This is a genomic window from Paenimyroides marinum (genome assembly GCF_900108395.1).
In the GTDB taxonomy this organism is placed as follows: domain Bacteria; phylum Bacteroidota; class Bacteroidia; order Flavobacteriales; family Flavobacteriaceae; genus Flavobacterium; species Flavobacterium marinum.
Window position 1 is genome coordinate 1 of the sequence record NZ_FNXE01000033.1, and the last position, 16,394, is coordinate 16,394.

The 16,394-nt window shown below is 34.7% G+C and carries 16 protein-coding genes and 1 riboswitch; of the genes, 11 read left to right on the forward strand and 5 right to left on the reverse strand.

What is annotated here, in order from left to right; translation table 11 throughout:
- The first annotated feature begins 282 nt into the window (after positions 1-282).
- Positions 283-1,236 carry an acetyl-CoA carboxylase carboxyltransferase subunit alpha gene (locus tag BLW20_RS10880; RefSeq protein WP_091100568.1) on the forward strand — a complete coding sequence of 318 codons (954 nt, stop codon included), beginning with the start codon at positions 283-285 and terminating at the stop codon, positions 1,234-1,236.
- Positions 1,237-1,376: 140 nt separating this feature from the next.
- Complete coding sequence (dnaB, locus tag BLW20_RS10885; protein ID WP_091100572.1) at positions 1,377-2,903, forward strand: replicative DNA helicase; 1,527 nt, start codon at positions 1,377-1,379, stop codon at positions 2,901-2,903.
- 249 nt (positions 2,904-3,152) lie between these two features.
- On the opposite strand, the gene BLW20_RS10890 is transcribed toward dnaB, so the two are convergent.
- Genes BLW20_RS10890 through BLW20_RS10900 form a run of 3 tightly spaced genes read right to left on the reverse strand, consistent with a single transcriptional unit; the run spans position 3,153 to position 5,503 of the window.
- Complete coding sequence (locus tag BLW20_RS10890) at positions 3,153-4,154, reverse strand: glycosyltransferase family 2 protein (protein WP_397334324.1); 1,002 nt, start codon at positions 4,152-4,154, stop codon at positions 3,153-3,155.
- Entirely contained in the window at positions 4,151-5,059 is a 909-nt protein-coding gene (locus tag BLW20_RS10895) for a hypothetical protein (protein WP_091100580.1), read from the reverse strand. The genes BLW20_RS10890 and BLW20_RS10895 overlap by 4 nt, the downstream gene beginning before the upstream one ends.
- A gap of 9 nt (positions 5,060-5,068) precedes the next feature.
- The gene (locus tag BLW20_RS10900) at positions 5,069-5,503 is read right to left on the reverse strand and encodes a type I restriction enzyme HsdR N-terminal domain-containing protein (protein WP_091100584.1); all 435 of its coding nucleotides are present in this window, start codon (positions 5,501-5,503) and stop codon (positions 5,069-5,071) included.
- Positions 5,504-5,556: 53 nt separating this feature from the next.
- Here BLW20_RS10900 and holA point away from each other — a divergent pair, with 53 nt between their 5' ends.
- Together holA and BLW20_RS10910 are read left to right on the forward strand one after the other, a co-directional pair.
- Positions 5,557-6,576 (forward strand): DNA polymerase III subunit delta, encoded by a 1,020-nt coding sequence (holA, locus tag BLW20_RS10905; RefSeq protein WP_091100587.1) that lies wholly within the window; start codon positions 5,557-5,559, stop codon positions 6,574-6,576.
- A 27-nt stretch (positions 6,577-6,603) separates the two neighbouring features.
- Positions 6,604-6,954, forward strand: coding sequence for a heavy-metal-associated domain-containing protein (locus BLW20_RS10910; RefSeq protein WP_091100590.1), 351 nt, complete (start codon positions 6,604-6,606; stop codon positions 6,952-6,954).
- Positions 6,955-7,014: 60 nt separating this feature from the next.
- On the opposite strand, the gene BLW20_RS10915 is transcribed toward BLW20_RS10910, so the two are convergent.
- Positions 7,015-8,031 (reverse strand): YncE family protein, encoded by a 1,017-nt coding sequence (locus tag BLW20_RS10915; protein WP_091100594.1) that lies wholly within the window; start codon positions 8,029-8,031, stop codon positions 7,015-7,017.
- Positions 8,032-8,034: 3 nt separating this feature from the next.
- On the reverse strand, positions 8,035-9,876 hold the full coding sequence (locus BLW20_RS10920) for a TonB-dependent receptor plug domain-containing protein (RefSeq protein WP_143037776.1): 1,842 nt from the start codon (positions 9,874-9,876) through the stop codon (positions 8,035-8,037).
- Positions 9,877-9,905: 29 nt separating this feature from the next.
- A riboswitch (cobalamin riboswitch) is annotated at positions 9,906-10,098 on the reverse strand.
- 90 nt (positions 10,099-10,188) lie between these two features.
- On the opposite strand from BLW20_RS10920, the gene BLW20_RS10925 reads away from it, so the two are divergent.
- The 7 genes from BLW20_RS10925 to rfbD all read left to right on the forward strand — a co-directional run bounded on the left by BLW20_RS10925 (position 10,189) and on the right by rfbD (position 16,379).
- A complete protein-coding gene (locus tag BLW20_RS10925; protein WP_091100602.1) occupies positions 10,189-11,316 on the forward strand; it encodes an ABC transporter substrate-binding protein in 1,128 nt (375 codons plus the stop codon).
- Complete coding sequence (locus BLW20_RS10930) at positions 11,316-12,329, forward strand: iron ABC transporter permease (RefSeq protein ID WP_091100606.1); 1,014 nt, start codon at positions 11,316-11,318, stop codon at positions 12,327-12,329. Before BLW20_RS10925 ends, BLW20_RS10930 begins: the two co-directional genes overlap by 1 nt.
- Before the next feature lie 85 nt (positions 12,330-12,414).
- Complete coding sequence (gene rfbA / locus BLW20_RS10935; protein WP_091100610.1) at positions 12,415-13,272, forward strand: glucose-1-phosphate thymidylyltransferase RfbA; 858 nt, start codon at positions 12,415-12,417, stop codon at positions 13,270-13,272.
- 50 nt (positions 13,273-13,322) lie between these two features.
- Positions 13,323-13,745, forward strand: coding sequence for an adenylyltransferase/cytidyltransferase family protein (locus BLW20_RS10940; protein ID WP_091100614.1), 423 nt, complete (start codon positions 13,323-13,325; stop codon positions 13,743-13,745).
- Between the two features lie 118 nt (positions 13,746-13,863).
- Positions 13,864-14,913, forward strand: a complete 1,050-nt coding sequence (gene rfbB, locus BLW20_RS10945) for a dTDP-glucose 4,6-dehydratase (RefSeq protein ID WP_091100618.1) — start codon at positions 13,864-13,866, stop codon at positions 14,911-14,913.
- Positions 14,914-14,947: 34 nt separating this feature from the next.
- Positions 14,948-15,499, forward strand: a complete 552-nt coding sequence (gene rfbC, locus BLW20_RS10950; protein ID WP_091100622.1) for a dTDP-4-dehydrorhamnose 3,5-epimerase — start codon at positions 14,948-14,950, stop codon at positions 15,497-15,499.
- Positions 15,500-15,530: 31 nt separating this feature from the next.
- Positions 15,531-16,379, forward strand: a complete 849-nt coding sequence (gene rfbD, locus BLW20_RS10955) for a dTDP-4-dehydrorhamnose reductase (RefSeq protein ID WP_091100626.1) — start codon at positions 15,531-15,533, stop codon at positions 16,377-16,379.
- Positions 16,380-16,394 lie beyond the last annotated feature (15 nt).

Genomic DNA, 16,394 nt, shown 5'->3' on the forward strand with positions numbered 1-16,394 from the left:
TATGCTTGTAGACAAGCATATCAAATTTATCTTTTGGAATAAAATTGATGATTTGTTTGAAAATCGGCTGACCGACTAATTTCTTTTCTGTATCTTTATTGCTCATATTTTTGATTTGTCGTAAAACCAAAATATGAAAAAAGGAGCTAACCACAATGGGAAGCTCCTTAATTTTGAAAAGTTAGTCGGTTAGTAGTGATTTTAAAAATCGAAAAAAAGCATCGGCTTAATTAATAAAAGCACTATATTTGTAGCTACAAAACACATAAAGAATAAAGGTTTATGGAGTATTTAGATTTCGAATTACCTATAAAAGAGTTAAACGAACAATTGGATAAATGCCAGGTTATCGGCAAAGAATCTGAAGTGGACGTTACTGATACTTGTAAAAATATCGAAAAAAAATTAGAAGCAACCAAAAAAGAAATATACGGTAATTTAAATGCTTGGCAACGGGTGCAATTATCGCGTCATCCAAACCGTCCGTACACTTTAGATTATATCAATGCCCTTTGCGGAGATACCTTTTTAGAACTTTTTGGTGATCGTGGCGTAAAAGACGATAAGGCAATGATTGGCGGCTTAGGTAAAATTGGCGACCAGTCGTTCATGTTCATTGGTCAGCAAAAAGGGACAAACACCAAAACACGCCAGTACCGTAACTTTGGTATGGCAAATCCTGAAGGATACCGTAAAGCATTGCGTTTAATGCGTATGGCAGAAAAATTTAATGTGCCCATTGTTACTTTTGTTGATACTCCCGGAGCTTATCCCGGATTGGAAGCCGAAGAACGCGGACAAGGCGAAGCTATTGCCCGTAACATCTTTGAAATGTTTCGGATTAAAGTGCCAATTATCGTTATTATTGTAGGCGAAGGTGCTTCTGGTGGTGCATTGGGAATTGGAGTAGGAGATAAGGTGTTTATGTTAGAAAATACCTGGTATTCGGTTATTTCGCCGGAATCGTGTTCTTCTATTTTATTCCGTAGTTGGGAATATAAAGAAATTGCTGCCGATGCATTAAAATTAACATCAGTTGATATGAAAAAAAATCATTTAATTGACGATGTCATTCCTGAACCATTAGGTGGTGCACATTACGATCGTGAAACAACCTTTGAAACAGTTAAGAAAACAATTGTTAAAACATACGCCGAATTATCAAAGAAAAGCATTGATAAGCTTTTGATTGAACGTATGGAAAAATATGAAAAAATGGGTGAATTTTCAGAGTAATCCATTTTAAAATAATGCGTTATAAAGCCGGGCACTTGTCCGGCTTTATACTATTTAAAAAAATTATCAACAACTAAAAATTATTAAATCGTTAATAAATTTCATTAGCAAAATCTATTTAAAAAAAGTAAATTCGCTTTATGGAAAAAGAAAAAGTATTAAATACCGGTTTTAAAATAAATCAAAACATCATTTCTTTAGAAAAAGGAAAGTTACCTCCGCAAGCTGTTGATTTAGAAGAAGCTGTGCTCGGTGCAATGATGATTGATAAAAAAGGAGTTGACGATGCCATTGACATTTTAAAACCCGACGCGTTTTATAAAGATGCTCACAAGCACATTTATGAAGCCATTGAAATGCTTTTTAAAGCCAGCCAACCGGTCGATATTTTAACGGTTTCTACTCAGTTACGAAAAAACGGTAAACTAGAGTTGGTAGGTGGAGATTTTTATTTGATCAATCTTACTCAAAAAATTGCCTCTTCTGCCCATATTGAATTTCACTCTCGTATCATATTACAGAAATATATCCAACGAAGCTTAATTAAAATTTCGGCTGAAATTATTGAAGATGCGTATGATGAATCTTCAGATATTTTTGAATTGTTAGATCAGGCAGAATCAAAGCTTTACGATGTTACCCAGGGAAATATCAAGAAAAGTACCGAAACGGCAGAATCATTAGTTGCTCAGGCAAAAAAGAGAATCGAAGAAATTGGTAAACGTGAAGGCTTATCTGGTTTGCCAACAGGTTTTCATAAATTAGATGGATTAACATCAGGCTGGCAGCCATCAGATTTAATTATTATTGCCGCACGTCCGGGTATGGGTAAAACCGCTTTTGTGTTATCAATGGCACGAAATATAGCTATTGATGCCAATAAAGGCGTGGCCTTTTTCTCTTTAGAGATGTCGAGCGTGCAATTAATTACCCGTTTAATTTCATCAGAAACCGGGCTTTCGTCTGAAAAATTAAGAACAGGGAAATTGGAACAACACGAATGGGAGCAGTTAAACGTAAAAGTGAAAGATTTAGAAAAAGCGCCGTTGTTTATTGACGATACCCCTTCGTTATCCATCTTTGATTTGCGTGCAAAAGCCCGTCGTTTAAAATCACAATATGATATTCAACTAATCGTTATAGATTATTTACAGCTGATGACAGCTGGTGGAAACAATAAAGGAGGTGGAAATCGTGAGCAGGAAATTTCTACCATTTCACGTAACTTAAAAGGTTTGGCAAAAGAACTGGATATTCCTGTAATTGCTTTGTCGCAGTTGTCGCGTGCAGTTGAAACCCGTGGTTCATCAAAACGTCCGTTGCTTTCCGATTTACGTGAATCGGGTGCTATTGAGCAAGATGCCGATATTGTATCATTTATTTACCGTCCCGAATACTATAAAATTGATGTTTGGGACGATGAAGAACAAAGTCCCACAGAAGGTCAGGCAGAATTTATCGTAGCAAAGCACCGTAATGGTGGATTAGATAATATTCGATTGAAGTTCTTAGGCAAGTATGGTAAATTTGACAATTTAGATGATTTTAGTACTCCATTTGACGAATTTCAATCTGCTATGAACGACCGAAACGTCACGAATGATTTACCACCGGGAGAACAAATTTTTGGTAGCAGTTTCAGTAATGATAGTGAGGTGCCGTTTTAAGAAAATACATATCTGTTTAATTATTATATGATTATAAATAAATATTTGTTGTGCATTTGGCAAAAATTCGTCAGTTCGAATAAAAATCTGAAAGATTTTGTATCGAGAACTAAATAAAAAGACTTCTCGATACAAAATTTATTCCACTTTGTTACAGAAATCTCACTCGAAGTGACGTAGTTGATATTTTTCGTTTCCTAAATGCACAACGAGTAAATAAATGATATTTTGTATTAAATGAAATGTTATTTATTCTTTATATAGTTTCTTAAACCGTTTCTTTTCTTTTAAGAAATAGCTGAAAACAATATTCTCTGTATAAAAGTAATTTGTTTTAGGATTTTTTGCCTGCTTGTTTTTTAATTTTGAGAGATTTTTATAATAGGCAAAATGCGCTTTTACAATGGCAAAGGTATGTAAGGGCTGTAAACTAAAAAAAAATTTGATTCCGGCTAAACCATCTAAACACAGCCGTTTAAAGATGATAGAAAAACGTTGTTGTTTGGGTAGGTTTTTATAAAGCATGTACAACGAATTTCTAAAATTTAAGTACGTTTTATGGGGATTCGATTTTTTTAATGTGGCACCTCCAATGTGGTAAACCGAACTTTCATTACAATAATAAACCAGGATGTTTTGATTAAAAGCACGCCAGCAAAGATCAATTTCTTCCTGGTGAGCAAAAAACTGTTCATCGAAGCCGTTTAATTGCTTAAAAACATTCTTTCTTATAAAAAAACACGCACCTGATGCCCAAAAAATTTCTTGTGAAACATATTGGTTCTCATCCTTTTCAAGGGTATCAAAAATTCTTCCCCTGCAAAAAGGAAAGCCGTATTTATCAATAAAACCACCAGCTGCACCTGCATATTCAAAATAGGATTTGTTATTGTAATCGAGTATTTTAGGTTGTATGATGCCAATTGAATCATCTTTACTGAACAAGTCCAAAACAGGTTGTAACCAGTTTTCAGTAACTTCAACATCGGTGTTGAGTAAGCAGATAATTTCTTCTTTGATCCCTTTCAAAGCTTCGTTATAACCCTTTGCATATCCAAAATTTTCATGAAGCTGAATCCATTGAACGTTTTTAAAATGCGTTTCTACATATTGTTTAGATTGATCCGACGAATTGTTGTCGGCAATATAAATTTCAGCTTCGGCAGAATATTTTTCTACCAATGGCAAAAATTGTTTTAAAAGATCCAATCCGTTCCAATTCAGTAAAACAACGGCTATTTTTTTCATTATTTAATGTGTTCAGAAATTTCTTTTTTGGTAAACTCTTTTAAATCGACATAAAATTTTTCCGACGTAAAGTTTTTATCGTTTACATAAAAATGCTTTAAGAACGATTTGGTAATTTCTGCAGAAATTAAATTGGGGTTTTGCTTTACAAAAGAAATGTATTCCTGTTCGTTTTCAACATAAAGCTTTTTGGATGAAATTTCGAATGTAGGTTTGGCAGGGGTACCAAATAAATACAGCATCATGTTGTCTGAATATGATCGTTTTGCAGAATCTATAAACTTGAAATCTTTATGTTGGGTAATAAATTTTTCCCAGTTGATGATTAAATTTCGTTGACTTTCTAAGGTTATTTTTTCGTTTTTAGTCTGCTGATCATAAAAAAGTTTGTGTTCAACGTATCCAAGTCTCAGATATTCTTCAAATTCTTTAGAAATTTTATTGTGGAACAAATTATAAAAAAAGCCGGGTTTAATTTTAAAATCGTAGGTTGTAGAATCGACTTTTCTAAAATATAAACCCAATTTGTCGTACGTGTTTTGTTTGCGTAAAATGGTATCGTGCTTTGCAGTACCCATTTGGTGGTAAGTGTTTAACGTGTTGATTTCAGCTAAATTCAACGAATCAACAATTGTGGTAAAACGTTTGTAATAATCAATATATAAAGCTTCGGCTTCTTTCTTATTCGCTTTTTTTAATTTGCGTTTTAAATCGTTTTGTTCATCTTCTAAATGAACAATTAATTCCTGTGCATTTTTGTTTGATAAAACATAATCAGGATCGCTTGTATATTGAATTTCAGTAATGGTATCGGTGGATTCACTGTTTGGTAGTACACTATTTTCTTTTCTGCACGAGACTAAAACCGATGTTAAAAAAAGTCCTATATATATATAATTTTTAGTCATGTTATCTTTTTAAGGTAAATCGGCTAAAAACCGATATGCTTTATTTGTGTAATCTAATTTGCAATAATAATGATTTATACCGTTAGTTACCATTAAAAACTGGGCATTTAAGCTGGTATTATATCTTGCAATCTGGTCGAAAACCTTTTGCGTTATTTTAACCGAAGGTTCTTTACATTCAACCAATAAAAAAATATCCCCTGTGGGCGTAAAAACAACAACGTCGTAACGTTTATTCATATTGTTGATTTTTACAACTTTCTCAACATTTATATATGATTTTGGATAGTGCTTTACTTTGATTAAAAAATGCACCACGTGTTGACGAACCCATTCTTCAGGACTTAGCAAAACGTATTTTTTCCTAATTTCATCAAAAATGAACCGTTTATTTTCATTATTTTTGAAACGGAATTGAAACTTGGGAAAATTTAAATCACGCATAATGCAAATTTATTCATTCTCTTTAAAAAATCTTTATAAATCTGCGAAAGTTTATGAATGAACTCAAAAAAATACTCACTTCAATAAAAAAAGAAGGTTATAAACCGGTATATTTTCTAATGGGTGAAGAGCCTTATTTTATTGATGTTTTGTGTGATTATATCACAGCAAATGCGGTTCCCGAAGAAGAAAAATCGTTTAACCAAATGGTTGTTTATGGTAAAGACAATTCCATTAACGACATCATGTCGCAAGCAAGACAATATCCGTTTATGGGCGATAGAATGCTGGTTGTGGTAAAAGAAGCCCAGGATTTGGTTAAAACAATTGAACAGTTTTCAGGATACTTTAAATCGGTTCAACCCTCAACGGTTTTAGTGTTTTGTTACAAATACAAAACGTTGGACAAGCGCAAAGAATTGTATAAAACGCTTTCAAAATCAGAATTTGCAGAAGTTTTTGAAAGTAACAAGCTAAAAGATTATCAGATAGAAGGTTGGTTAAAAAGTTTTGTTGCCGATGAAAATTTAGACATTGAACCTAAAGCAACAGCTATGTTGGTAGAATTTTTAGGAAATGATTTAAGCAAAATTGCAAACGAAATTTCTAAATTAAAAATTGTTTTGAAAAACGACCGGTTAATTACTGCAGATTTGGTTGAAGAAAACATTGGTATCAGCAAAGAGTACAACAATTTTGAATTGATTAATGCAGTAGCAAATAAAAACGAAGCCAAGGCTTTTACCATTGCCAAATATTTTGCGTTGAATACAAAAAACAATCCGTTAGTTGTAACTGTTGCTTTGTTTTATAATTTCTTCTCCAGACTTTTGCAATACCATGGAATCATCTATAAAAATACCGGTACAAATCCTGCCGATATTGCCAAGCAATTAGGTATCAGTCCGTATGGATTAAAAGATTACCAAACAGCCGCTAAGGTTTATCCCATGAAAAAAGTAAGCCAGAATATTGCGGTAATTCGTGAAATTGATTTAAAAGGAAAAGGTGTAAACGGTACGTTAACGCACGACGATTTGTTAAAAGAGTTGTTGATTAAAACGTTTAGATAAAAATATAGAACCTTAAATAATTAAAAAATGAATATAAGAAAAATTGTAAGTATGTTTTTTTTGTTGTTGGCTGTAGCAACAGTTAATGCGCAAACCAAAGAATCGGGTAAAGCAGAAATTAAAGTTTCTATAGAATGCGATCATTGTAAGGCTTGCGAAACATGTGGACTGAACTTTAAAGAGCACATGCTAAAAATTAAAGGTGTTAAAATGTATGAGTTAAACGAAGAAAACAAAACAATCACCGTTTATTACAACACCAAAAAAACAAACCTGCAAACCATTAAAACAGCTATTTCTAAAATGGGCTTTGATGCGGATGATGTAAAAGCAGATCCACAAGCTTATGAAAAGTTAGATGCTTGCTGTAAAGCTTAATAATGAGGATGCCTAAACATTTTTTGATAATCTAATCTGTTCAGGCATCCTTTTTTCATATTAAAACTTATAGAAACCATTAGGTCCTAAACCTGTTTTAAATTCTTTTGTTACCGTACCGTTTTCTTTGTAAATAGTTACCGTTCCAAGATCTGTAAATCCTTTAACGTCAGAAACAAAAATATTTCCGTTAAGAACATTGAACCCGTAAAGAACTGAAAAACCGTCTTCGGAAGGTGTTACATCAAATAATTTACTTCCTGCAGATGTAGCCGAATCCGTTGTTTTATAAATTCCTGTTCCGGCTGTGTAATATAAATTAGTATTATCGGCAACTAAATATCTGGCGTTTCCTAGAGAAATAGTTACAGATGTTTCAATTTGAGTTCCTTCAATTTTCGAAATTTTACTTGCAGAAGCATTTGTTTCCAAAGCATATACAAATTGTCCGTTAGTAGTAATTCCGTTAATGGCATTGTCAAAAGCAATATCAACCGTGTTGGTATCACTGCTTGGATCAATCACCTCAATTAACTTGCCATCGCTGTAAAAACCGTTTGCGGCATAAACGTAATTGTTTGCGGTAACAATATTGGTAGAAGGGTAGTTCAAATCTATGGTTTTGATAAACGCAAAAGTTTTTGCATTATATACACTTACGGTAGGGTTGTACAAACTTGTAACGTACAACTTATCGTTGTTGATTGTTGCATAATAAGGTGTGTTTAAACCTTCGGTAATGGTGTAAACAGATTTAAATGTTTTTTTGTTTACCACTTCAATAGTGTTAGAGTTGTTTACCACTATAAAAGCATAATCTCCGTGTACAACGATAGATTGGGCAACGTCACCAAGATCTTTTCCGTTTGCCGTTTTAAAAATATCGTTAGTAACCGTATTAAGGTCAGCACTTAAGTGTGATACAGAAGCATTAGCTTTGCCAAAATTACCTTCATTGGTAATAAAGTAACCGTTTAAATACTTTTCATCAGGATTTGTAGGTACTGTATTGTCATCGGTATTGCTACAACTGTACAAAGTTACAGCAGCTAAAACAGGTATTACTAATTTTTTCATGGGTTAAAATTTTTTAATAATTTGAATATGATAATTTCTACCAGGCATCATTCGCTGTGGCATGTTTGTATAAGCTGTATTTGCTATATTTTTTATTTTGAAGTTGATGGTAAACGGAACGTCTTTAAACTTAAAATAGTGTCTTAAGTCAACATCAAAAACTCCGTATGCATCAATAGCGCTTGCTTCATCATTAGAAGTGGTAGTGTAAATTTTACCAATATATAAGAACGAAGGAACCACACTAAAGTTTTTATATCTGTAATTTAATTGAACGGTAAATTTATGCAAGGGTGTATAGGTTAATTGTTTTTCCATTTTCTTATCAATTGATCGGGTATAAGCATAATTAACCCTACCTCCCAATGTGTGGTTATTCCACGTTTTTTGTATGTCTAAAGATAATTCAGAACCTAAAATATACACTTCATCTACATTATTTGCTTCCCACAATCCGGTGTTGGTAGGAATCCAGCGAATCATATTTTTTATTGATGTGTAATAAGTTGATAGATTGATATTTAAAATTTTATAATTAAAGTTATTGTTTATATCAAACTGAAAACTTGTTTCAGGTTTTAAATTCAAATTTCCACCCGGTTGCCAGTACAAATCATTAAACGTTGGAATGCGATAATTTTTTGAAGAATTGATTTTTAACTGGTAGTTTTTTGAATTGAAATAAAATCCTGCTGAAAACAAAAACGGATTTTCGTAATCTTTCGCAGTTTCGTTCTTTAAGCCTATTTCAAATCCCGATTTATTGGTTAAATCATAATTTCCCAAAACACTTAGTGCAAAAATTTCCTGAGTAGAGAAGGGTAAGCTCGAATTTTCTCCTTCGCCCGTTGTTTTCTGATATTCTAAAAAACCTGAAAGTCTTAATTTGTTAGTAACGTTGTAAAAACTTTCATTTTTAAAGTACCATGTACCGGCATTTCCGCCCGATTTACTGTCGGTAGGCAGCTGGTCAAAATAATTATACTGCTCTTTTATATGGGCAACGTAAAAAGTGTTTAAAAAATCAGACGTTTTATAGTGCCATTTTAACAGGTTTCGGTAATAATTGTTTTGGTATTTTGTTTTGGTTTGATAAGGCGTTATCAATGCAAAATGCCGATCGTCATTATAAGTCGCTGAATATAATTCTATCGTGTTTTTTGAATTGATTTTATAAGCAACTTCAAAGCCTAAAGAGGTGTTTTTAAATTCCCCATTGATGTTTTTCCGGTCTTTGCCCAACCATTCGTAATCGTTATCGCTTTTGTTGTATCCAAAATGAGCATTCACGGCAAATTGTTCCGTACCTGTCGAAATTTTATAGTGAATTCCCTGGGTATTAAAGCTTCCGTAGTTTAGTTGAATTTCATTTTCAATCGCTTTGTTAAAGGTCAGCGTGTTGTTTAAATGTATGGTTCCGCCAATAGCACCGCTTCCGTATAAAATACTGCCACCGCCGGGTTTTACCACAATATTGTCGTATTCTTTAAAAGAAGTTGAATTAAAATCGGTCTGTCCCAACAGTGCAGAATTAACTTTAATACCGTTCCACAACACGCCGGTTTGCTGAGCCGTGGTTCCTCTGAAAGCGGGCGAACTAACCATTCCGTAACCGTTTTCTTTAAAATAAATAGTCGTGTTTTTTTGAAGGAAATCAGTAAATGTACCCGTGGTATTTTCAATTAAAGAATCATTTAAAACAATGGTATTTTGGGATTTAGACCGGGTGGTAATTCTGCTTTTTTCTATGATTAGTTCATCTAACTGCGTGGAAAACGGATCTTGCGCAAGGGCAACATGAGCTGTAAAAGTCAGAAATAATGAATAAATGATTGTTTTCTTCATTTGTTTAACCTTTTTTCCCGAAGGCGAAATCAATTACTATTCATTAGGCAGGTCTCCTGGCTTGCTTTGTGTTTTTGCCTTCCCAAAAAAATTCAGTGGCGCAGATAAAAACAATACATTTCGTATAAAGCTTACAGTTGCGGGAACAGCATAGGAATTGAAAAAATCGCACCTATTTCCCTATTAATGCACTAAATTGCAACCTAAAACGGTACAAAAGTAATGCTATTTATTAATAATGCAAATTAAAGTTTTTACTCCTGTTTGTGTTTTGTTTAAAGAATGAATTACTTTTGTTAAAAATTTTCACCGATGAATTTATCAAAATATATCCTATTTACAGCATTTTTCATTTGTTTAGGCTGTAAAAAAACTACAGAAACCACAACTGTTAAGGTTAAAAACAGTATAGAATATGCTAATGGATTAGAAATTCATAATTACGATGGTTTTACCGTTATGAAAATTACGAAACCATGGCCAGATGCCACAAAAACATATACGTATATTTGTGCGAAATCAAATGAGAATTTGCCTGATAGTTTGTATAAATACACTTTTATCCAAATTCCTGTTTCTAATCTGGTAGCAACATCAACTACCCATATTCCGTCTTTGGTTGCTTTAAATGAAACAGATAAACTGATTGGTTTTCCGCATTTAGAATATATTTCGTCTGAAATCGTTAGAAAAAGTATTGATTTAGGTCATGTTAAAGAACTGTCTGACAATGAAAGCCTTAATTTTGAAAAAACGATAGATCTACAGCCTCAGGTTATCATAGGATTGAGCATGGATAGTGAAACATCAAAATTCAATCAGTTTGAAAAAGCGGGTATCCCTGTAATTTATAATGCCGATTGGGTAGAAACATCGCCATTGGGTAAAGCGGAATGGATAAAGTTTTTTGGGGTACTGTTTAACAAACAAGAACAGGCAACAGATTATTTTAACAGTATCGTAAAAGAATATGAGAAGGCTAAAAAACAAGTGGAAAACGTACAATATAGACCTTCAGTTTTAAGCGGATCGGTTTTTCAGGATGTTTGGTATATGCCGCAAGGTGGCAGTTGGATGGCACAGTTTATAAACGATGCCGGTGGAAATTATTTGTGGAGCGATACGCAAGGAACCGGAAGTTTGTCCTTATCATTTGAAACAGTATTTGAAAAAGCCATGGATGCCGATTTTTGGATTGGTCCGGGCGAATTTAATTCGTTTGATCAAATGCTTGCAGCCAATAAACACTATGGTCAGTTTAAGGCATTTCAACAAAAGCAAGTCTATTCGTACTCTATGAAAAAAGGAGCTACCGGCGGTTTGATTTTTTACGAAGAAGCTTCAAATCGTCCTGATTTGGTATTAAAAGATTTGATTTCTATTTTTCATCCGAATGCTTTACCCGATTATCAACCTACTTTTATTGAACCTTTAAAATAATGTTTGCACGCTATTCTAAATACCATGTATTCTTTTTTATTTTGCTGTTAATTGCTGCCGTTTTTAATTTGGTAATTGGTTCGGTACGCATTCCTGTAAACGATGTTTTGGCTGTGTTAAGCAATAACTTTACCGGAAAAGCAAGTTGGGAATACATTATTTTAGAATATCGGTTGCCTAAATTAGTGATTGCCTGTTTAGTGGGAATGTCGCTTTCTGTAGCGGGAATGATGATGCAGACCTTGTTTCAAAACCCCATGGCAGAACCTTATATTTTGGGTGTAAGTTCTGGAGCAAGCCTGGGAGTTGCCATTTGTATATTGGGACAAAGTTTATTTTCACTGTCGATAAAGGATTATTTTTCAGGAAATTTTGCCATTATAATTTTTGCTCTGGCGGGAAGCATCGCTACCATGCTCATCATATTAGGTGTTTCTCAACGCATTAAACAAATTGCCACCTTGCTTATCGTAGGACTGATGTTTAGTAGTTTTACAAGTGCTTTTGTCAATGTACTGGCTTACTTTTCAACAGCCGAGGAACTTAAACGATTCACTTTCTGGAATTTGGGTAGTTTAGGAAACATCAGTTGGCAGCAAATGAGCTTTATCGCTCCGTTGTTATTAGGTACCATTGCTGCATCGTTCTTATTAAACAAGTCGTTAAACATGCTGTTAATGGGAGAAAATTATGCAAAAAGCATGGGAATCAACCTTAAAAAGACCAAGTTTATCATTATTCTGGTAACCTGTATGTTGGTAGCCGTTTGTACCGCTTTTGTAGGACCCATTGCCTTTGTTGGGCTTGCAGTACCCCACATCACCCGAATGATTTATAAAACCACTAATCATTTTCAATTGTTTACAGGTAATATTATTTTAGGAGCCTTAATCCTGGTTTTGTGCGATATTATTTGTCAGTTACCCGGCGAACAGTTTGTATTGCCAATAAACGCAGTTACATCTATTTTAGGTGCACCGCTTGTAATTTATCTGATTTTAAAGAACAGGTAAATGATTATTATAATACAGAATACTTGTTTGTTTTGTTATCTTAAATACCTATTTTTACCGATTAAATAGTTCAAAAAAGATCGTTATGAAAGGAATCATTTTAGCCGGTGGGTCAGGAACCCGCCTGCATCCGTTAACATTGGCAGTAAGTAAGCAGTTAATGCCGGTATACGATAAACCGATGATTTACTATCCATTATCAACGTTGATGCTGGCAGGCATAAATGAAATTTTAATTATTTCAACCCCGCACGATTTACCTCATTTTAAAAAACTTTTGGGAGACGGTTCTCAAATCGGTTGTGCATTTGAGTATGCCGAACAGCCCGAACCCAATGGTTTGGCACAGGCATTTGTTATTGGCGAAAAATTCATTGGTACTGATAAGGTAGCTTTGGTTTTGGGTGATAACATTTTTTATGGAAGCGGAATGAGTAAATTATTGCAAAATTGCACCAAAGAAGATGGCGGAGTGGTATTTGCATATCCTGTGCACGATCCGGAGCGTTATGGTGTAGTGACATTTGATAAAAATAATAACGTATTATCTATTGAAGAAAAACCTGCGCAACCCAAATCAAATTATGCGGTACCCGGGTTGTATTTTTATGACAATTCTGTAGTGGAAATCGCAAAAAATATCCAACCATCGGCTCGTGGCGAATATGAAATTACCGATGTAAATAAAGAATATTTAAAACAGGGAAAACTGCGTGTAGGTGTTTTTGATAGGGGAACAGCATGGCTTGATACCGGAACGTTTGCCTCATTAATGCAGGCAGGGCAGTTTGTACAGGTGATCGAAGAACGTCAGGGAATGAAAATTGGTGCCATAGAAGAGGTGGCATACCGCATGGGATATATCAATAAAGAACAGTTGTTAAAAGTTGCCGAGCCGTTAAAGAAAAGCGGATATGGAGAGTACCTTTTAAGACTTGCCTAACAACAATTGAGTTCTGTTTTGGGACTCAATTTTACAAAATTTAAAAGCTAATGAGAATAGGAATAACATTTAGTGCATTTGATCTGCTTCATGCCGGGCATATTAAAATGCTTGAAGAAGCCAAACGTCAGTGCGATTATTTGATTTGTGGTTTACAAACAGACCCTACGATTGATCGTCCTGATAAAAACCGCCCCGTACAATCGGTAGTAGAGCGTTACATTCAGTTAAAAGGCTGCCGTTTTGTCGATGAAATCATTCCGTACGCAACAGAACAGGATTTAGAAGATGTACTTCGTTCATTTAAAATAGATGTGCGTATTTTGGGTGATGAATACCGTAACAAAAATTTTACAGGACGTTCTTATTGTGAAAAAAAGGGCATTGAGTTGTATTTCAATACACGCGATCATCGCTTTTCAAGTTCAGGATTGCGCAAAGAAGTCGCCGAAAAAGAAAACGGAAACCAGTAGAATTAAAAACATTTTAAATTTCTAAGCTCATACTGTAACTAAATAGTTAAGAACTCTTTCCATACGATCCTGATAGCCATTGGGAATGAAAGAATACATAAACTGTAAATAAACAATTATGCAACAAACCATCATTATAACGGGCGGTGCCGGATTTATCGGCTCTCATGTAGTAAGAGAATTTGTAACCAAATATCCTGAATATACCATTGTAAATTTAGACGCTTTGACGTATGCAGGAAATCTTGAAAATTTAAAAGACATTGACCAACTGCCTAATTATTATTTTGAAAAAACAGATATTTGTGATGCCGCAGCGGTTCTTGAAGTGTTTAAAAAGTACCAGCCCACAGGAGTTATCCATTTAGCAGCAGAATCGCATGTTGATCGTTCCATAACAGATCCATCGGCATTTGTGATGACCAATGTTATCGGTACCGTAAACCTATTGAATGCCTCCCGTGAAATATGGAAGGATCATTTTGAAGGAAAACGTTTTCATCACGTTTCAACCGATGAAGTTTTCGGAGCTTTGGGCAGTGAAGGTTTTTTTACCGAAGACACCAAATACGACCCGCATTCACCTTACTCGGCGTCAAAAGCGGCTTCAGACCACTTTGTAAGGGCATATCACGATACATACGGGCTGCCTGTTGTACTGACGAATTGTTCCAATAATTACGGACCCAATCATTTTCCTGAAAAATTGATTCCGTTATGTATCCACAACATCATCAACAAGAAACCCTTACCAATTTACGGTGATGGAAAATATACACGAGATTGGCTGTTTGTCATTGATCATGCCAAAGCCATTGATTTGGTGTTCCACAAAGGTAAAAACGGAGATTCTTATAACGTGGGCGGATTCAACGAATGGCAAAATATTGATTTGGTAAAGGAATTATGCAAGCAAATGGATGCAAAATTAGGTCGTGAACCGGGAACAAGTGCACAGTTGATTACGTTTGTAAAAGACCGCCCGGGACACGATTTGCGATATGCGATCGATGCTCATAAAATCAATCAAGAATTAGGATGGTATCCCAGTGTAACTTTTGAACAAGGCTTGTCAAAAACCATCGATTGGTTCATGGACAACCAGGAATGGTTAAATAATGTAACCTCGGGCGATTATCAAAAGTATTACGAGGTACAATATAAATAAGTGAAATTTGCAAGTTTGCACATTACAGAAAATAATGAAAGCTACAGAAACCAAACTAAAAGGATGTTTTATCCTTGAACCAAGAAAATTTGAAGACGAACGAGGTTATTTCTTTGAAAGTTTTAATGAAAAAATATTTAATGAATTAACGCAGACCACCACGCATTTTGTACAGGATAATCAGAGTTATTCTGCAAAAGGAGTCATTCGTGGCTTGCATGCACAAGGCGGTGAACATGCTCAGGCAAAATTGGTCAGAGTTTTAAAAGGCGAGGTGATTGATGTAGCCGTTGATGCCAGAATTGAATCGCCTACCTTTGGTCAGCATGTAGCAGTACATTTATCGGCAGAAAACAACAAGCAGCTGTTTATTCCACGGGGTTTTTTGCATGGTTTCTCTGTGTTAAGTGATGATGCCGTCTTTTTTTACAAGTGCGATAATTTTTATAATAAAGAATCAGAACAGGGGGTTTTATACAATGCACCTGAATTAAATATCGATTGGGGAATTGAAGCAGGCACAGAGATTGTATCCGAAAAAGACATAATTTTACCAACGTTTAATGAATTGTTTCAAAAACAGTAATTTGATTTATAACCATTTCACTTTATAAAATATGAAACTACTAATAACAGGAAAAAACGGACAATTAGGTTCTGAGTTACAAGATTTACAACATGAATATCCCCGGTTTGAAATGATATTTGTTGATAGGGAAGAGATGGATCTGAGCAATCCGGAACAAATTCAAGAGGTTTTAGAAAAAGAAAAACCGGATTTAATTGTAAGTGCCGGAGCCTATACTGCTGTAGACAAAGCAGAAACAGAGCAAGAATTGTGCAGCAAAATCAATCATTTAGCTGTGCAAACCATGGGCGAGTGGGCGTATAAAAACAATACGAAAATAATTCATATTTCCACAGATTACGTTTTTGACGGAAACAGTGAAATTCCGTTGAAAGAAGACGATAAAACCAACCCCATTAACACTTACGGATTAACCAAGTTAAAAGGAGAGCAGGCTCTGCAAGCATCGGGTGCTGCTTATGTCATTATTCGTACCGCGTGGGTGTATTCAACGTATGGAGCCAATTTTGTAAAAACAATGAAGCGCTTAATGAACGAACGCGAAGAAATCGGAGTAGTCTCAGATCAAATTGGAACACCAACTTACGCCCGTGATTTAGCAAAAGCTATTATGGATATTGTTGTAGCACCGGAATTTGTGCAAGGCATTTATCATTATAGCAACGAAGGAAAAATAAGTTGGTACGACTTTGCAGTTGCCATTAAAGAACTAAGTGGTGTTGCGTGTAAAATTAATGCCATTGGCAGCGATGCGTTTCCTACACCGGCTAAACGTCCAAATTTTTCGTTGTTAGATAAAAGTAAAATAAAAGCGGTTTACGGCGTTTCCGTACCTGACTGGAAAGCAAGTTTAGGGGAAATGATGAAGAAAATATAATGATATACCATTAAA